Origin of the sequence: Streptomyces sp. NPDC093510 (genome assembly GCF_040683555.1) — a bacterium.
In the GTDB taxonomy this organism is placed as follows: domain Bacteria; phylum Actinomycetota; class Actinomycetes; order Streptomycetales; family Streptomycetaceae; genus Streptomyces.
Genome location: NZ_JBFBEE010000025.1, coordinates 78,305 through 96,091 on the forward strand (window position 1 = coordinate 78,305; position 17,787 = coordinate 96,091).

Annotated in this window: 16 protein-coding genes; 8 read left to right on the forward strand and 8 right to left on the reverse strand. The window is 69.8% G+C overall.

Features of this window, described 5'->3' with window-relative positions; genetic code table 11:
• Positions 1–30 precede the first annotated feature (30 nt).
• Entirely contained in the window at positions 31–1,899 is a 1,869-nt protein-coding gene (locus AB0N81_RS32600; protein ID WP_365364721.1) for an ABC transporter ATP-binding protein, read from the forward strand.
• Positions 1,896–3,719 carry an ABC transporter ATP-binding protein gene (locus AB0N81_RS32605; protein ID WP_365364723.1) on the forward strand — a complete coding sequence of 608 codons (1,824 nt, stop codon included), beginning with the start codon at positions 1,896–1,898 and terminating at the stop codon, positions 3,717–3,719. Before AB0N81_RS32600 ends, AB0N81_RS32605 begins: the two co-directional genes overlap by 4 nt.
• Before the next feature lie 41 nt (positions 3,720–3,760).
• Here AB0N81_RS32605 and AB0N81_RS32610 read toward each other — a convergent pair whose 3' ends face one another.
• On the reverse strand, positions 3,761–4,555 hold the full coding sequence (locus AB0N81_RS32610) for a metal-dependent hydrolase (RefSeq protein ID WP_365364725.1): 795 nt from the start codon (positions 4,553–4,555) through the stop codon (positions 3,761–3,763).
• Here AB0N81_RS32610 and AB0N81_RS32615 point away from each other — a divergent pair.
• From AB0N81_RS32615 to AB0N81_RS32630, 4 genes are all read left to right on the forward strand, one after another.
• Positions 4,554–7,190, forward strand: coding sequence for a DUF3516 domain-containing protein (locus AB0N81_RS32615; RefSeq protein ID WP_365364727.1), 2,637 nt, complete (start codon positions 4,554–4,556; stop codon positions 7,188–7,190). The genes AB0N81_RS32610 and AB0N81_RS32615 overlap by 2 nt on opposite strands.
• Positions 7,191–7,236: 46 nt before the next feature.
• Complete coding sequence (locus AB0N81_RS32620) at positions 7,237–8,139, forward strand: acyl-CoA thioesterase II (RefSeq protein WP_365364729.1); 903 nt, start codon at positions 7,237–7,239, stop codon at positions 8,137–8,139.
• A 34-nt stretch (positions 8,140–8,173) separates the two neighbouring features.
• Positions 8,174–9,355: a winged helix DNA-binding domain-containing protein gene (locus tag AB0N81_RS32625; protein ID WP_365364803.1), complete on the forward strand. Its 1,182-nt coding sequence runs from the start codon at positions 8,174–8,176 to the stop codon at positions 9,353–9,355.
• A gap of 131 nt (positions 9,356–9,486) precedes the next feature.
• Complete coding sequence (locus tag AB0N81_RS32630) at positions 9,487–9,966, forward strand: tetratricopeptide repeat protein (RefSeq protein WP_365364731.1); 480 nt, start codon at positions 9,487–9,489, stop codon at positions 9,964–9,966.
• 30 nt (positions 9,967–9,996) lie between these two features.
• Here AB0N81_RS32630 and AB0N81_RS32635 read toward each other — a convergent pair whose 3' ends face one another.
• Positions 9,997–10,956, reverse strand: coding sequence for a DUF6397 family protein (locus AB0N81_RS32635; protein ID WP_365364733.1), 960 nt, complete (start codon positions 10,954–10,956; stop codon positions 9,997–9,999).
• Positions 10,957–11,069: 113 nt separating this feature from the next.
• On the reverse strand, positions 11,070–11,483 hold the full coding sequence (locus AB0N81_RS32640) for a roadblock/LC7 domain-containing protein (protein ID WP_365364735.1): 414 nt from the start codon (positions 11,481–11,483) through the stop codon (positions 11,070–11,072).
• Between the two features lie 92 nt (positions 11,484–11,575).
• Between AB0N81_RS32640 and AB0N81_RS32645 the strand changes: the two genes are divergently transcribed.
• Entirely contained in the window at positions 11,576–12,004 is a 429-nt protein-coding gene (locus AB0N81_RS32645; protein WP_365364737.1) for a PPOX class F420-dependent oxidoreductase, read from the forward strand.
• 81 nt (positions 12,005–12,085) lie between these two features.
• On the opposite strand, the gene AB0N81_RS32650 is transcribed toward AB0N81_RS32645, so the two are convergent.
• From AB0N81_RS32650 to AB0N81_RS32670, 5 genes are read right to left on the reverse strand one after another with little or no spacing between them, the layout of a single operon-like run.
• Positions 12,086–12,691, reverse strand: coding sequence for an ATP/GTP-binding protein (locus AB0N81_RS32650; protein WP_365364739.1), 606 nt, complete (start codon positions 12,689–12,691; stop codon positions 12,086–12,088).
• Positions 12,672–13,085: a DUF742 domain-containing protein gene (locus AB0N81_RS32655; protein ID WP_365364741.1), complete on the reverse strand. Its 414-nt coding sequence runs from the start codon at positions 13,083–13,085 to the stop codon at positions 12,672–12,674. The genes AB0N81_RS32650 and AB0N81_RS32655 overlap by 20 nt, the downstream gene beginning before the upstream one ends.
• Before the next feature lie 19 nt (positions 13,086–13,104).
• The gene (locus AB0N81_RS32660) at positions 13,105–13,539 is read right to left on the reverse strand and encodes a roadblock/LC7 domain-containing protein (RefSeq protein ID WP_365364743.1); all 435 of its coding nucleotides are present in this window, start codon (positions 13,537–13,539) and stop codon (positions 13,105–13,107) included.
• A complete protein-coding gene (locus AB0N81_RS32665) occupies positions 13,536–16,178 on the reverse strand; it encodes a nitrate- and nitrite sensing domain-containing protein (protein WP_365364745.1) in 2,643 nt (880 codons plus the stop codon). Before AB0N81_RS32665 ends, AB0N81_RS32660 begins: the two co-directional genes overlap by 4 nt.
• A gap of 57 nt (positions 16,179–16,235) precedes the next feature.
• Positions 16,236–17,009, reverse strand: a complete 774-nt coding sequence (locus AB0N81_RS32670) for an MHYT domain-containing protein (protein WP_365364747.1) — start codon at positions 17,007–17,009, stop codon at positions 16,236–16,238.
• A gap of 177 nt (positions 17,010–17,186) precedes the next feature.
• On the opposite strand from AB0N81_RS32670, the gene AB0N81_RS32675 reads away from it, so the two are divergent.
• Positions 17,187–17,786, forward strand: coding sequence for a methyltransferase domain-containing protein (locus AB0N81_RS32675; protein ID WP_365364749.1), 600 nt, complete (start codon positions 17,187–17,189; stop codon positions 17,784–17,786).
• Position 17,787 lies beyond the last annotated feature (1 nt).

A 17,787-nucleotide genomic window follows, 5' to 3' on the forward strand; every position in this document is an offset into this window, starting at 1 on the left:
CTCCCGGACGGGGGTGGTTAAGGTTCGTGGATGGCTGCATCTTCCACAGAACCCGGTGTCCCGGACCGGCGTGGGCCTGCCCGCTACCTCTGGTGGGTGACCGTCAGCCAGCCTCGGCGTGTGGCCGCGGGGACCTTGCTGGGCAGCGCGTGGATGGTCTGCCTGACGCTCCCTCCGTACGTCCTGTCGCGCGCCATCGACGAGGCCCTGCGGCCGGGTGACCGGTCCGCTCTGGTGGGCTGGTGCGCCGCGCTGTTCGGCATCGGGGCCCTGAACGCCTGGCTGGGGATCATGCGGCATCGCACGATGACCCGGGTCCGTCTCGACGCCTACTTCCGTACCGTGCGCGTCGTGGTCGACCACGCGACCCGGCTCGGCGCGTCGCTGCCCCGCCGGGTGTCCGCCGGTGAGGTCGTCACAATCGGGCACTCCGACGTGGGCGTGATCAGCCAGACCCTGACCGTGACCGGGCCCGGCGTGGGCGCGGTGATCGCCTACTTCGTGGTGGCCGCGCTGCTGCTGTCCGTCTCCACGCTGCTCGCCGTGGTGGTGCTGGTCGGTGTGCCCGTGCTCGCCGTACTGATCGGGCCGTTCCTCAGTCGGCTGCAAGGAGCCGAGACGGCCTACCGGGAACGTCAAGGCGCACTCGCCGCGATACTCGGCGACCTCGCGGGCGGGCTCAGAGTCCTCAACGGCCTCGGTGGCAAAGGGGTGTTCGCGGCCCGCTACCGCGAGGGCTCGCGCCGGCTGCGGGACGAGGGCTACCGGGTCGGGTCCAGCATGAGCTGGATCCAGGCCTTCGGCCTCGGCCTGCCCACCCTGTTCCTGGCCGCCGTGACCTGGCTCGCCGCGCGCATGGCCGCTCAGGGCACCATCACCGTGGGTGAGTTGGTGGCCGTCTATGGCTACGTCGCCGTGCTCGTGGTGCCGGTGGCGATGCTCATCGAGGGCAGCTACGACATCGGCCGGGGGCTGGTCGCCGCGCGACGGGTCGTCGACTTCTTGAATCTGGAACCGCAGGGCTGTGAGGCCGCCCGGGCCGAGTCCGGGACAGACGCCGTGGCCGTGGAACCGGAAGCGAGGGCCGGGAACCGGGCGACGCGCGTCGACGGTGAGCACCCGGTCCCCGGCCCCGAGGAACCCTCCGTGCTGCGCGATCCCGTGTCCGGGGTGGAGGTCGCGCCCGGACTTCTCACCGCGCTGGTCAGCGCGCGGGCATCGGACGGCACGGACATCGTCGATCGCCTCGGCCGGTTCGTCCCCTCTTCCGTCACCTGGGGCCCGGCCCGTCTCGACGCCGTCGCACTGGACGAGGTCCGCGCCCGGATCCTGGTGGCGGACAACGAAGCCGACCTCTTCGCCGGTACGTTGCGCGCGGCGATCGCCGGCCGATGCTCCCCGGACGAGGACGCCGTCGCCCGTGCGGTCGACGCGGCCATGGCCCACGACATTGTCCTCGGCCTGCCGGACGGACTCGACGCCCTTCTCGAGGCCCATGGCCGCAATCTCTCCGGCGGTCAACGCCAGCGCCTCCGCTTGGCGCGGGCCCTCCTCGCCGACCCCGAAGTCCTCTTGGCGGTCGAGCCGACATCGGCGGTCGACGCGCACACCGAGGCGAACATGGCGTCCCGGCTCCGTACGGCCCGAGAAGGCCGCACGACGCTCGTCGCCAGCACGTCTCCCCTGGTCCTCGACCAGGCCGACGCCGTGTGCTTCCTGGTCGACGGGCGCGTGGCCGCTGTCGGCCGCCACGCCGATCTGCTGGCGGAGCACCCGGGCTACCGACGCCTGGTGTCGCGTGGCGCCGAAGGGGGTGACGAGGCGGAGGAACAGCACACGCCACAAGGTCACCATCGCTCCCATCCTCTCGCCGAGCCGACTCATGAGGCCCTCCGATGACGCCGCCCCACCGCAACGAAGCGGCTGATTCCGAGCCCGGACACCTGCCTGTGGCCGACCGGCGTCAGGTCCGCCGTGCCGCCCTCCACCTCATCCGGCAGGACACCGGCGCCTTCGTCACGATGATCGTCTTCAACGCTCTCGCCGCGGCCGCGGGGCTCGCCGGCCCATGGCTCCTCGGGCGCATCATCAACACGGTCAGGGACGGTGGGGGTGTCGCCGCCGTCGACCGCCTCGCGCTCGGCATTCTCGTCGGCGCCATCGCTCAGCTCCTCCTGGCCCGCCACGCCCGCTACCTCGCCCATCGGTTCGGCGAGCGCACCCTCGGCCGCATCCGTGAACAGTTCGTCGACCGGGCGCTCGCTCTGCCCGCCTCGGTCGTGGAGCGGGCCGGCGCGGGCGATCTGACGGCCCGCGGCACCACCGATGTGGCGACAGCCGGGCTGATGCTGCGCGACACCGGACCCGACGTCTTCGTGGCGGCCGTACAAGCCCTGTTCATCCTCTGCGCGGTCTTTCTGCTCGACCCGCTGCTCGGTGCCTGTGGTGTCCTCGGCCTGACCGGCATCTGGTTCGCCACCCGCTGGTACCTGCGCCGCGCGCGCTCCGCCTACCTCGAGCAAGGCACAGCCCACTCCGCGCTCGCGGAGGTGATCGCGGCCACGGCCTCCGGGGCGCGCACCATCGAGGCCCTGCGCCTGCGCGAGCGCCGTGTCGCGGACAGCGAGGCGGCGATCGAACGGTGCGTCGATGCCCACGACCGGACGCTGTTCCTGCGGAGCGTCCTGTTCCCCTCCATCGACCTTTCGTACGCCGTCCCGGTGGTCGGTGTCCTGCTCATCGGTGGAGTCCTGCACGACCAGGGCTCCGTGAGCCTGGGCACTGTGATCGCCGCGGCCCTGTACCTGCAGCAGCTCTCGCAGCCGCTGGACACGATCCTGCAGCAGGTCGAACAGTTGCAGAGCAGTGGCGCCTCCTTCGCCCGGGTCGAGGGCCTGGCCGCCGCCCCGAAGGCGCCGACCGACTCCGTCAGCCCGAACTCCGTCCCCTCCGCCAGGCACCCCGACGGCGCGCCCGAGGACGGCCGCATCGAAGTCGACGGCGTGCGCTTCGCCTACAGCAGCGGCGCCGATGTCTTGCAAGGCGTCGACCTCTGCGTACATCCCGGTGAGCGCCTCGCGATCGTCGGCCCTTCGGGGGCGGGCAAGAGCACCCTGAGCCGGCTCCTGGCGGGGATCGACGCCCCGGTCGAGGGCACAGTGACCGTCGGTGGTGTGCCGATCGCCGATCTGCCACCCGACCGACTGCGGCGCCAGGTCGTCCTCGTCACCCAAGAGCACCACGTCTTCCTCGGCACCCTGCGGGACAACCTGCTCATCGCGTCGGAGTCCGCCACGGACACCGAGCTGAAGGCCGCCCTCAGAGTGGTCGGCGCCGACTGGTTCGACGGCCTGCCGGACGGTTTGGACACGGAGCTGGGCCCCGGAGGCCACGGCCTGCACGGATCGCAGGCCCAGCAATTGGCGCTGGCCCGCGTCGTGCTCGCGGATCCGCACACGCTGATCCTGGACGAGGCCACCGCGCTCCTGGACCCGACGACGGCACGGCACACGGAACGGGCCCTGGCCGCCGTCCTCCGTGGGCGCACGGTCATCGCTATCGCCCATCGTCTGCAGACGGCGCACGACGCGGACCGTGTGGCGGTCATGCAGGACGGCCGGGTGACGGAGCTCGGCACCCACGACGAGCTTGTGAAAACCGATGGCGCCTACGCCGCGCTCTGGCACTCCTGGCATGGCGAGCACCCGACCACACCCTGAGCCGCCGTGGGCGTGGCCGCGCTTCAGGCGACTGTCGTCTCTCAGATGAAGTTGAGTGCGGCCGCGCCGCCCACTCCCCCGAGCAGCATGAACACCGGCATCAGCACCTTGAGCTCGATCCAGCTCCCGGCCCGGAACCGCATGGCCTTCGGCGGCCCGATCGGGTACCAGCGCTTGCGGCCGATGGGGATGGGCCACAGGATCGGGCACCCGGAGACGGTCAGCGCGTCCCCGATGTCGTGCACCAGTGCGCCGAGCACGATCGGCAGTCCCAGCCACAGATACTCCTGGCCGGGGGCGGTGAACATCCAGTCCGCGCCGTTGCCGGGCTTGTCCAGGACCCCGGCGAGAATCCAGGCGCTCGTAGCGGCGAGCAGCCAGACCAGGATGTCGCTGCTCGATCCGCGGGCGGCCCGCCACAGCAGGCCTTCGATGGCGAGCACCATGTGGACGAAGAGGATGCCCAGCACCGCCCAGCGCCCGCCGAAGATCGCCAGAGCCGATGCGCCCGCTCCTATCAGCACCGCCCACAGCCAGGTGTGTGTGAGGGTGCGGTGCCCGCCCGAGCGGCGCGGGTCCCCCTGCTTGCGGGTCGCCTTGTAGACGGCGTACGAGAGTTTGTCGACGATTTCGCAGAGGCCCCGCGAGAGGGGCCCGAAGGCCCGCGAGATGGTCGCCGACTTGTGGTCGAGGTCGGGTGCGAGCGCCGCTCCGGCGCAGATCAGCGCTCCTACGAGGAGGACCGGCCAAGGCATCGTGTGCCCTGCGGCCGCTGCCGCGGCGCCGACCCCCAGCCAGGCCGCCGCCCCCGACAGTGAGTGTGCCGGTCCCATCATGGCTGTTGCCCGCCCCATTCCCATTGTTCTGACGCCCCGTCGGCGACACAGCGTAGCGTTCGTGATCTTCGTGGAAACCTCCGGTTCCGTGATCGGGCAGGAAGGAAGGCAAGATGGGGGTGTGACCCTTATTGATCAGCTGCCGCCGGACGCCGACCCAGATGCCCTCTACGAAGCCTTCTCGTCGTGGGCCGAGGGCCAGGGCATCACTCTCTACCCGGCCCAGGAGGAGGCACTGATCGAGGTCGTCTCCGGGGCCAACGTGATCCTGTCCACGCCGACGGGCTCCGGCAAGAGCCTGGTCGCGGCGGGTGCGCACTTCACCGCGCTCGCCCAGGACAAGGTCACTTTCTACACGGCGCCGATCAAGGCGCTGGTGTCGGAGAAGTTCTTCGACCTGTGCAAACTCTTCGGTACCGAGAATGTCGGCATGCTGACCGGTGACGCGTCGGTCAACGCCGACGCTCCTGTCATCTGCTGCACCGCCGAGGTCCTCGCCTCGATCGCGTTGCGCGACGGCAAGGACGCCGATATCGGCCAGGTCGTGATGGACGAGTTCCACTTCTACGCCGAGCCGGACCGCGGCTGGGCGTGGCAGATCCCGCTGCTCGAACTTCCGCAGGCGCAGTTCATCCTCATGTCGGCGACGCTCGGCGACGTCTCCATGTTCGAGAAGGACCTGACGCGCCGCACGGGCCGGCCCACCTCCGTCGTCCGCTCCGCGACGCGGCCGGTGCCGCTCTCCTACGAGTACCGTCTGACGCCGATCACCGAGACGCTCACCGAGCTCCTGGACACCAAACAGGCGCCGGTCTACATCGTCCACTTCACCCAGGCCCAGGCGGTCGAGCGCGCGCAGTCGCTCATGAGCATCAACATGTGCTCGCGCGAGGAGAAGGACAAGATCGCCGACCTGATCGGCAACTTCCGTTTCACCACCAAGTTCGGCCGCAACCTCTCGCGGTACGTACGTCACGGGATCGGCGTGCACCACGCCGGCATGCTGCCCAAGTACCGCCGCCTGGTGGAGAAGCTCGCACAGGCGGGGCTCCTCAAGGTCATCTGCGGCACCGACACGCTGGGCGTCGGCGTCAACGTCCCGATCCGCACCGTGCTGTTCACCGCCCTCACCAAGTACGACGGCAACCGTGTCCGCACGCTGCGCGCGAGGGAGTTCCACCAGATCGCCGGGCGCGCCGGGCGTGCGGGCTTCGACACGGCGGGCCTCGTGGTCGCCCAGGCCCCCGAGCACGTCATCGAGAACGAGAAGGCGCTCGCCAAGGCCGGCGACGATGCGAAGAAGCGACGCAAGGTGGTCCGCAAGAAGGCACCCGAGGGCTTCGTCGCCTGGTCCGAGAGCACCTTCGAGAAGCTCATCACCTCCGAACCCGAGCCGCTGACCTCCCGCTTCCGGGTCACGCACACCATGCTGCTGTCCGTGATCGCTCGCCCGGGCAACGCCTTCGAGGCGATGCGCCATCTTCTCGAGGACAATCACGAGCCGCGCAAGCAGCAGCTTCGGCACATTCGCCGGACCATCGCCATCTACCGCTCCCTCCTCGCCGGCGGCGTCGTGGAGAAGCTCGACGAGCCGGACGCCACGGGCCGCATCGTGCGCCTGACCGTCGACCTCCAGCAGGACTTCGCGCTCAACCAGCCCCTGTCGACGTTCGCCCTCGCCGCCTTCGAAGTCCTCGACCCCGAGTCCCCCTCGTACGCCCTGGACATGGTGTCCGTCGTCGAGTCCACCCTCGACGATCCGCGTCAGATCCTCGCGGCCCAGCAGAACAAGGCGCGGGGCGAGGCCGTGGCACTGATGAAGGCGGACGGCGTCGAGTACGAGGAGCGGATGGAGCGCCTCCAGGACATCACGTACCCGAAGCCCTTGGAGGAGCTGCTCTTCCACGCGTACAACACCTACCGGACGAGCCACCCGTGGGTCGGCGACCATCCGCTGTCCCCGAAGTCCGTCATCCGTGACATGTACGAACGGGCACTGTCCTTCACGGAATTCACGTCCTTCTACGAGCTCGCGCGCACCGAGGGCATCGTCCTGCGCTACCTCGCGAGCGCGTACAAGGCCTTGGAGCACACCATCCCGGACGACCTGAAGTCCGAGGATCTCGAGGACCTGATCGCCTGGCTCGGCGAGATGGTGCGCCAGGTCGACTCCAGCCTCCTCGACGAGTGGGAGCAGCTGGCCAACCCCGAGGTCATGACGGCCGAGGAGGCGCAGGAGAGGGCCGACCAGGTCAAGCCGGTCACGGCCAACGCCCGCGCCTTCCGCGTCCTGGTGCGCAACGCGCTGTTCCGCAGGGTCGAGCTGGCCGCCCTCGATCACGTCGAGGAGCTGGGCGAGCTGGACGCCGAGTCCGGCTGGGACGCGGACGCCTGGGGCGAGGCCATGGACAAGTACTGGGACGAGTACGAAGATCTCGGCACCGGCCCCGATGCCCGAGGGCCCAAGCTGTTGCTCATCGAGGAGGATCCTGAGCACGGTCTGTGGCGCGTCCGGCAGACGTTCGCCGATCCGAACGGCGACCATGACTGGGGCATCAGCGCGGAGGTCGATCTCGCGGCTTCCGACGAGGAGGGCCGCGCCATCGTCCGGGTCACGGACGTCGGCCAGCTCTGAGAGCCCCGCGTACCCGCGTGTCCCGGACAGAAGTCGAGGAACTGTCATGAACAATCCCGCCGACCGGCTGGTCGACCTGCTGGATCTCGAGCAGATCGAGGTCAACATCTTCCGGGGCCGCAGCCCGAACGAGTCCTTGCAGCGGGTCTTCGGCGGACAGGTCGCCGGCCAGGCCCTGGTGGCGGCGGGCCGCACCACCGAGGGCGACCGACCGGTGCACTCGCTGCACGCGTATTTCCTTCGCCCGGGGCGCCCCGGCGTGCCGATCGTGTACCAGGTCGAACGGGTCAGGGACGGGCGCTCCTTCACCACGCGCCGCGTCACGGCCGTCCAGCAGGGTCGCACCATCTTCAACCTCACCGCCTCCTTCCATCAGCCCGAACAGGGCGCCTTCGAACATCAGCTGCCGCCGCGACTCGCTGCGCCCGCGCCTGAGTCGCTGCCGACGGTCGCCGAGGAGATCAGGGAGCACCTCGGCGCACTCCCCGAGCAGTTGGAGCGCATGGCGCGCCGCCAGCCCTTCGACATCCGCTACGTCGACCGGCTGCGCTGGACCGCCGAGGAGACCAAGGACGCGGAGCCGCGCAGCGCTGTGTGGATGCGCGCTGTCGGCCCGCTGGGCGACGACCCGCTCGTCCACACCTGCGCGCTCACTTACGCGAGCGACATGACGCTCCTGGACGCGGTCCGCATCCCGGTGGAACCGCTCTGGGGCCCCCGTGGCTTCGACATGGCGTCGCTCGACCACGCCATGTGGTTCCACCGTCCCTTCCGCGCCGACGAGTGGTTCCTCTACGACCAGGAGTCCCCCATCGCCACGGGGGGCCGCGGTCTTGCCCGGGGCCGTATCTACGACAAGGAGGGGCGTCTCCTCGTGTCGGTGGTGCAGGAAGGCCTGTTCCGTCCGTCCGGGGAGCGTCACATGGACAGTCCGACAGCCGGCACATGACGGACGAAGACCCAGGGGAGGCGCGGTGCGACGGATCGACGCGGCGGAGAGGCGGGCGCGGCTGGCGCTGCGCCATCGGCTGACGGTGGACACGAGATCGGACGACCCTGTCGAGGTGGCCCGGTCTCTGCTGGCACTGCACGGCACCGATCCGTCGTCGGTGTACGTCGGTGCCTGGGCCCGCATGCGGGACGGTCAGGTGCTGGACGTGGAGCGCGCGCTGTACGAGGACCGTTCGCTGATCCGGCTGATGGGGATGCGGCGCACGGTCTTCGTGACCTCCCTCGATGTGGCTCCGGTGCTGCAGGCCGCCTGTTCCCGGGCGGTCGCCGCGCGGGAGCGCCGTCTCCTCCTGGGGATGCTGACCGAGTCCGGTGTGGCCGATGACGCGGCCGGAGTGGAAACGTGGCTGGCGCAGATCGAGGAGGTGGCGCTGCGCCTGCTCGATGAGCGGGGCGAGGCGACGGCCGCCGAGCTCGCGGGCGACGACCCACGGCTGGCCACGGAACTGGTCATGGCCCGCGGCAAGAGCTACGAGGGTCGGCAGAAGCTGGCCAGTCGGCTTCTTCTCCTCCTCGCCACGGAGGGGCATGTGGTGCGAGGAAGGCCGCGTGGCACATGGACCTCTCATCAGTACCGCTGGGCGCCGCTGACGGACTGGTTTCCCGGTGGCCTCGCCGACTGGGACACCCGGGCGGCCGAGATTGAGCTCGCCCGGCGGTGGCTGCGGACGTTCGGTCCGGCCACCGCGGATGATCTGCGGTGGTGGGCAGGGTGGACCAAGACCCAAACCAAGCGGGCGTTGACCGAACTTCGCCCAGTGGAGGTCGATCTGGACGGACTGCCCGGGCTGTTGCTTCCCGACGACGTGGAGGAGACGCCCCGGCCGGAGCCGTGGGCGGCTCTGCTGCCGGCGCTCGATTCCACTCCCATGGGCTGGCAGCATCGCGGCTGGTTCCTCGGGGAACGCGGCCCTCGCCTCTTCGACAGGAACGGCAACATCGGTCCGTCTGTGTGGTGGGACGGCCGCATCGTCGGGGGTTGGGCCCAGGACGGCAAAGGCGAGATCGTGTGCAGGTTCCTCGAGGACGTCGGCGCGGACGCGCAGGCCGCGGTACGAGCCGAGGCCGAACGCCTCGCCACGCGTCTGGGCGGCGTGCGACTCACTGCTCGCACTCGGGGACGTACGTGGCTCGAGGAGGAACTGGCCGCTTGAGGCCTGCGGTGCGAGCGCACGACAAAATGCGGTGAGCAATTCTGCCTCCGTTCGGGATAGATTCCGGTTTCGGGCATGTGCAGGAGGGGGACTGCGAGTTGAGCGCGAATCCGAGTGGGGACAGGGATCGGTTGCTGTCGGAGGCTGTGCGGCTGCGCGAGGCAGGCCGACCCGAGGAGGCCAGGGAGCGCCTCGTCGCCCTGGCCGCGGAGCTTCCGGACGATGCGGAGGTGGCGTACCAGACGGCCTGGGTCCACGACACCCTCGGGCTGGAGGCCGAGGCGGTGCCGTACTACGAGCGCGCGCTTCGCGGGACGGGCCTGTCGGATGACGATCGGCGCGGAGCTCTCCTGGGCCTGGGGAGCACCTACCGGATCCTGGGACGCTACGAGGAAGCCGTCACGACGCTCGGTGCGGGCGCGACCGAGTTCCCTGACGACGGCGGGCTGAAGACGTTCCTGGCCATGGCTCTGTACAACACCGGCCGGACACACGACGCGATGGAAACGCTGCTGACGCTGCTCGTCACCACGAGCAAGGACCCGGAGATCGCGGGCTACCGTCCCGCCATCGAGGAGTACGCCAAGGACCTGGACGCGACGGTGCGGTGACGCCGGCGCCGGCACTGCGGCTCGTGCGGTCTACGTGCGCTTGCGGCGCAACCACTTCATCAAGCCTCGCGACTCCTGCACCGCAGCGTCATCCGGGACGTCGCATGGTGGCTCCCATTCCGTGGCTGGGGAGGCTGGGATGGTCGGGGTGGCCGGGGCGGCCGGGGTGGCCGGCTCGGGTGCGGGCCGTGGTGCCGGACGAGGGGCCGGGCGCTCCGCACGGGCCTGGACGAGGCCGATCAGCAGGCTGGAGCGCAGCCACCGGATCTCGTCGGGGTCGTCTGCGGTCGTGATCTTCTCCACGACCTGCACCGCAGGCGATTCGGGTCCGCCTTGAGTGCGCGGCACAGGCTTGAGCCGATTGAGATACGCACGCTCATAGGGGTCCCTGACGATCTCCGCGATCTGCACCGGATCGAGCAGCGAAGCCATGGAGGCGGTGCGCTCCCACACGTCTTCGGTCTGACGCAGCAGGGCTTCCGCGTACCGTCCTCGCCAGTTGCGTGCCCGCAGATCCTGCCCGTCGTCGAGCCGCCCTCGGATCGTCTCCGGCATGCGTCCCGTGAGAAGTGCGGTGTTGATCTCGGACTCGGCGAAATGGCGTAGCTCTTCTGCGAGATAGAGCCAGACAACTGTCCTGTACCGGTTCAAATAAAACTTCACTGGCAGCAGGACGCCAGCGCGTGCGAGGCGGGTGAAGCGCGCCGTGGTGATGTGCATGAGCTCCGCGCCCTCCGTGGTGCCCACGGCTCTGACGCTCTCCCGCAGCGCCTCGGGGAAGCCTTCGCACCCGCGCACGCGCTCGATCTCCTCGCGGGTGACGCGTCGTTGGCCACCCGGCACGTCCGCGACGGTGCGGATGCGCCCCAGCATCACCGCCAGGTCGAATTCGCCGCGTTTCAAGCCCAGTTCCCTCGCTGCCCAGGTCGGTGTGACCGTCGGCCGGACGCTCGTCGCACCGGCGGGTTGCGTGATGGTGTCACCGGTCATGTGGATCTCCCCCGTGAGATGTTCTTGCTTGCTCTCGGGAAAAACCGTAGCCCGATCACCACGATCCTCGCTGGGCCTGTGGATAACTCTTGACGTGACAGCGTCAGTGCAGGTCAGAGGTCCACAACAGGCGTCCGCTCCGGTTTCCGGGCGTCCACGGCCAGGTGCTCCCCGACGCGGTTCACGAGCAGCGTCATCTCGTAGGCGACCTGGCCGATGTCGGCCTCGGCCGCGCTCAGCACACACAGGCAACTGCCGTCGCCCGCCGCCGTGACGAAGAGGACCGCGTCGTCGAACTCGATCATCGTCTGGCGTACGTTGCCGGCGTGGAAGTGGCGTCCCGACCCCTTGGCGAGGCTGTGCAATCCCGATGACACCGCGGCCAGGTGTTCCGCGTCCTCACGCTTCAGGTCCGAACTCGCGCCGGTCACCAGGCCGTCGTTGGACAGCACCAGCGCATGCCGTACGTGTTGCATTCGCTGGGTCAGGTCGTCCAGCAGCCAACCGAGCCCCGTGCTCTGCCCCATGTTCCCGTCTCCCCGTGCCCGCTCCCCCTGGCTGGAGGATCTGACCTGCCAGCCTTCCCCACGACCGGCGCCCCGGCAAGCATGATGGGGACATGGCACAGAAGATGACCGATGACCAATGGCGGGCGTTCGTCTCGCACGGCACCCGAACCGGCAAGCTCTCGACCGTCAGGGCCGACGGCAGCCCGCACATCGCGCCGATCTGGTTCCTGCTCGACGGGGACGACCTGGTGTTCAACACCGGCAAGGAGACCGTGAAAGGGCGCAACCTCGCCCGGGACGGACGCGTTGCCCTGTGCGTCGACGACGACCGGCCACCGTTCGCCTTCGTCGTGCTGCAGGGTCGCGCGGAGCTGAGCGAGGACATCGGTCAGCTCCAGCAGTGGGCGGGCCGGATCGGCGCGCGCTACATGGGCGAGGACCGCGCCGAGGAGTTCGGCAAGCGCAATGGTGTGCCGGGGGAACTCCTGGTCCGCGTGCGGATCGACAAGGTGCTCGCGCACGCCGGGGTCTCCGACTGACTGCACACCGAGAACTCACGGCGGAGTCACGGTGGGCGCACCATGGGCTCGTCGAGAGCGGCCTGCTGGCCCGCCGAAAGCTCAGCCCACCGAGTCGAGCAGCCGGGCGGTGTGGATCCGCCCGGCATACTCGACCAGACGTATCAGCACCTCCTTCCCTGAGTCGCGATCTCGGGCGTCGCACAGCACCACAGGAGTTCCGCGGTCGAGGTCCAAGGCTCGGGACACGTCCTGCGCCCCGTACGTACGCGTGCTCGTGAAGCAGTTGACTGCCACGACGAATGGGATACGCCGGTGCTCGAAGTAGTCCACGGCAGGGAAGCAGTCCTCGAGCCGCCGCGTGTCCGCGAGGACCACGGCCCCGAGGGCACCTTGTGACAACTCGTCCCACAGGAACCAGAACCGGTCCTGGCCCGGGGTACCGAACAGGTACAGCGACAGACCCGACCGGATGGTGATTCGACCGAAGTCCATGGCCACGGTCGTCGTGGTCTTCCGGTCGACCCCGTCGGTGTCGTCCACCGACTGGCCCGCCTCACTCAGCAGTTCTTCGGTGCGCAGCGGACGGATCTCGCTGACCGCACCCACCAAGGTGGTCTTGCCCACCCCGAAGCCGCCCGCGACCAGGATCTTCAGCGCCATGGCCGAGGCTTCGGTGCCCATGGCGTCAGAGTGCTCGGAGCCCATCGATCACCTCTCGGAGGATCTTTTCGTCGGGAAGCTGTGCGGGCGGAACGGGGCGGCTGACCTTCACGCAGCCCATCTCCAACAGGTCGCCGAGGAGCACGCGGACCACGCCCACGGGCAGATCGGCGCCGGCGGCGAGCTCGGCGACGGATTGCGTCTCGGTGCGGCACAGTTCGATGAGTGCCCGGTGTTCAGGCCCGAGCACGCTGCTGTCGCCGGGCCTTGGGGCGTTGTCGTCAAGGGTCACGAGGGCGATCAGGTCGAAGCGGACGCCCCGCGGTCCCGGCCTGGTGCGTCCACCCGTCATCGCATAGGGCCGGACGAGGGGCCCGGCTTCGTTGTCGTACCACTGGCTGCCCGGCTGGCCCGGGCTTTCGCTCGTGTCCTCGCTCATGGGTACCGGCCGCCCTCGGTCATCCGGCGGTCGGTGGTTGTTCAGCGAAGCGCGCCGGGGTGTAGAGGTGCTCGCCCACCCGTTTGACCATGCGTGCCATCTCGTACGCGACAAGTCCGATGTCGGCCGTCACCGAGGTGAGAACGGCCAGGCAGGACCCGTCGCCCGCAGCGGCCACGAACAGGAAGGCGTCGTCCATCTCCACCATCGTCTGGCGCACGCCACCGGCCCCGAAGTGCCGACCGGCTCCTTTGGCGAGGCTGTGAAACCCCGAGGCGACGGCAGCGAGGTGTTCGGCGTCCTCGCGGGTGAGGGCGGTCGACGCACCGACCGGAAGTCCGTCGGTGGACAGCACCACCGCGTGCCGCACCTCCCCGACGCGCAGCACCAAGTCGTCCAGCAGCCAGTCGAGGTCACCGGCCCGCCCGGTGGGGATGCTCTGGTCCTGGATCATGCGCGGTCTCCTTCGCTGCTGTCACTGCCCGGTACGGGCCCCGGCATCGCGGGGTCCGAGCCGCCGGTGCCCGGGAGCCGGCCGCCCCCGCGTGCCCAGCCGTCGCGGTAGGCGGCCATGCGGTCGCGTACCTGCTCAGGGCTGCGTTCGTCCTCACCCCTGGCGTCCGCTGCCGGGGCGCCGCCACCGTCCATAGGGTGGTCACGCAATTGCGGGGCCAGGCTCGCCTGGCGCACGCGGCGCGGCAGTTCACCCGAGGTGTCCTGTACGCCGGTCGAATCGGCAGAGTCTGCGTCGGCGGCATCAAGTGCGTGGGTGCCGTTGAGTGGCGTGTCCGGGGTGTCGCGGGCGTCCCGGCCCTGGTGCAGCCGGAGCGTGGTGACGCCCGGCGGGGACGACGCCTCGGCCGCTGCGGCCAGAGCGGGACGGGGCCCCGAGGCCGGCACGGAGCTGTTGTTCAGTTGGTGCCGCGGTGTTCCCTGCACGCGCGCGTGCTCCTTGTCCAGAGCGGCTCTGCGCGCCATCGGGTGAGCGTCCGCGGTGTGGGCCTCCGTGCCTCTTTCCACCGTGCCGTTGTGCAGAAGTGCGGTGGGCAGCAGTACGACGGCGGTGGTCCCTCCATAGGGGGACGTACGCAGGTGCACTTTGATGGCGTGGTGGGCCGCGAGCCTGCTCACTACGAAGAGGCCGAGTTGGTCGCTGTCGAACAGATCGACTGCCTCGGACTGCTCGATACGGCGGTTGGCCTCCGCGAGTGTCTCCTTGCCCATGCCGAGTCCCCTGTCCTCGATCTCCAGGGCATAGCCGTTGCCCACCGGCTCACCGCTGACCCGCACTTTGGTGTGGGGTGGTGAGAACTGGGTGGCGTTCTCGACGAGTTCGGCAAGGAGGTGGGTGAGGTCGGCCACCGCCGTCCCAAGAACCGATGCCGCGGGAAGTTGGCGGACCTCCACGCGCGCGTAGTCCTCGACTTCGGAGACTGCGGCGCGCACCACGTTGGTCAGGGAGACAGGCATGCGCCAGGCCCGGCCGGGTGCGGCCCCGGAGAGGATGATCAGGCTCTCCGCGTGGCGCCTCATCCTGGTCGTCAGGTGGTCGAGCCGGAAGAGGTCACTCAGCTCGTTGGGGTCGTCGGACCTTCGCTCCATGCTGTCGAGGAGGCTGAGCTGTCGGTGGACGAGGACCTGCGTTCTGCGGGCCAGGTTGACGAACACTCCGGAGATGCCGCTGGCGAGCTCCGCACGCTCGATCGCCGCGCGCAGGGCCGCCCGGTGGACAGTGGCGAGCGCTTGGGAGACCTGACCGGTCTCATCCTCCGCGAGTGGGCCCGGAGGTACCTCGGCACGGATGTCGATGTCCTCACCGGCACGCAGCCGTCGCATGGCATGCGGTAGTTTGCGGCGCGCGATCTCCAGGGCTCCGTTGCGCAGGCTCACCAGCTCGACGACGAGGCCTCGACCGATGCGTACGGAGATGACCAGTGAGGCGGAGACGGCGACCAGCCCGAGGAGGACGGCGGCGCCCGCCGGTGTGAGCACACCGTTCGCGAGCGGGTCGGCGCGGTCCGCGGCCCCGCGGTCCGCTCCTTCCTTGATCTCGTGGAGTTCGTCCCTCACCACCGCATAGGCGTTGTCCCAGAGCTGCGCCGGTACCGCGGCGAGCGCCTTGCGGCCCGGTTCGGCCACGAGGGCCTTGTCCTCGGCGGCGCGTACCTCTTCGTACGCCTTTCCGTCCTCGAGCCCGCGCCAAGCGGCCCGCTCGGGACCGCGCAGGTCCGCGACCGCCGTTTCGGTCAGGATGCGGCGGGTCTCGACGGCACCGGTGAACAGCCGCAGCCGTTCGCCGCCCAAGGCGCCGTCCAGCCGGGCCGCGGCGAGGACGGCGTCCTCGCGGGCCAGCATCTCGCCGGACCTGGAGAACTCGAGCAGCACGCGCGCGTGGGCACCCCGTTCGGTGTCCTGCATGCCGGTGAGGGCACCTCTCACGGCGAACGCCTGGGAGATCGTCTTCGTGTACCGGCCGTACGTCGCGTCCCAACCCACGCGTCGGTCCAGTATCTCGGTGCGCAGGGAACGCAGGCCTTCAGCTCCAGTCACGAACGCTTGGAGCCTGTCGGCCACGCCGTGGGGAAGTCCAGCTCCGTCGGCGACGGTCCGGCGGTCGCCCAGGCGCAGTTCGGCCACGGCGCTGTCGGTGCGTTTCGCCTGCCTTTCGAGTGCACCCTCCCGGTCGGCACTGGGCTCGACCGCGTGGCGAACAGCCGCAACGCGTTCGGCCTGGAGCGCGGCGACGGCCGCCTCGACCGGGGCCCGTACGTCGGCGTCGGCACGCTGCACCCGTCGCAGGTGCGCCACGTCCTGCGCGGTGCTGACGGTCGCGTACCCCCACAGGGCGAGCAGCGAGACGACAGGCACCATCAGGAGGCACACGATCTTGGCTCGCACCGCGCGCGGCCGCATCCGCCACCATGCCGCACGCGTGGGCGACCTGCAAGTCGACGGATCGACGAACTCGTCCTCTCCGTCCGGGCGTTCGTCGGCGGGCGGACCCGCGTGTGCGCGACGTCCGCGTGCCGGGTGCTCCGGAGACGGGGGTGTCGTGCCTGTGGCGGAGCTGGGCGTGCTTCCGGGGCTGTCCATGGCCTCCTCGCTCGGATGGGTTGGGTGCGCGTCGTCCTTCCGGCGCGAAAGGCGTCTCTAGGGGGTGACACCGTCCACCGGCCGCTGCGCCGATACGGAGGCCTCACGCTCGCCGGTGGTCGGGGAGAGCGCGACGAATGCTGAGGTCAGGAAGAGGTAGGACCCGAGACCGACGGCAAGGGGGAAGATGAATTGCATCGTCGTGGCCCCGGACAGGGCGGCTTCGGACGGAGCCACCCGGACGCTGACCGCGAGCATTCCGGTGTAATGCATGCTGGTCACCGCCCCGCCCATGACCAGTGACGCCACAGCGACGGCGAGCGGGGACTTGATGTTGAGGCCGGCCCACAGGGCCGCGGTCGCCGCGACAACTGCGATGACTACGGAGAGGCCCACCAGCACGAGGTCGTATCGCACGTCTCCGTGCAGGCGCAGCGCCGCCATACCCAGGTAGTGCATGCTCGCGACGCCGAGCCCTGTGGTGAGTCCGCCCAGTGCCAGTGCGCGCCCTCGATCACGGCCGTATCCCACGGCGAAGACGCCGGCCCCTACGACGGCCATCGCCACCAGGAGGCTCAGCAACGTCAACGGCACGTTGTAGTGGATTTCGGTGCCTGTGACTCCGAACCCGAGCATGGCGACGAAATGCATCGTCCAGATGCCGGTGCCGAGGGCGGAGGCCGCGGTGATCAGCCAGTTCCGGCGTGAGCGACCCGAGGCGCCCAGGGCGCGGACGGTGCAGCGCAGCCCGAGGGCGGCGCCGATGCAGGCCATCGCGTACGACAGCACGGGGGTCAGCCAGCCGAAGCTGGCGTGGTCCAGGTGTCCCATGGCCCCGGGACGCTAGTCCGACAAGGGGCGCGCAACGGGGGCGCAGTTCGAAAGCCGGCACAATCTGGCAGAGAGACGATCCTGAACGATCGCGTCACGCTCGAACGAGTGCGCCCAACACGCGTGCGGCTTCGCGCGCTCGACACGCGTGCGGCCCTTTGCGGGATCATGGGTCGTATGAGCGACGACCATACGCAGGTCCAGGAATTTTTCACCGGCCGTGCTGCCGACTGGGACTCCCGCTTCCCCGATGACGGACCCGCCTATCGGGCCGCCGTCGCCGAGCTCTCGCTCGCCCCGGGCTCCTCCGTGCTCGACGCCGGGTGCGGGACGGGCCGGGCGCTGCCCGCCCTCAGAGACGCCGTGGGCCCCTCGGGCGTGGTACTCGGCGCCGATCTGACGCCGGCCATGCTGGAGGCCGCGACACGAGCGGGCAGGGGTCACGACGGGCAACTTCTGCTCGCCGATGTGGCGCGCCTGCCGCTACGCACCGGATCGCTCGATGCCGTGTTCGGTGCCGGGCTGATCGCGCATCTGCCCGCGCCGGCGGAGAACCTCGCGGAATTGAGGCGGGTGGTGCGCCCGGGAGGGCTGCTTGCGCTGTTCCACCCCATTGGCAGGGCGGCTCTCGCGGCGAGGCAGGGGCGGCAGATCACTCCGGACGATCTGCGGGCGGAGGGCAACCTGCGCTCGCTGCTTGCCGGTTCCGGGTGGCGCATGACGTCGTACGTCGACGAGGACGCCCGCTTCCTCGCTCTGGCGGTACGCCGGGACTGAG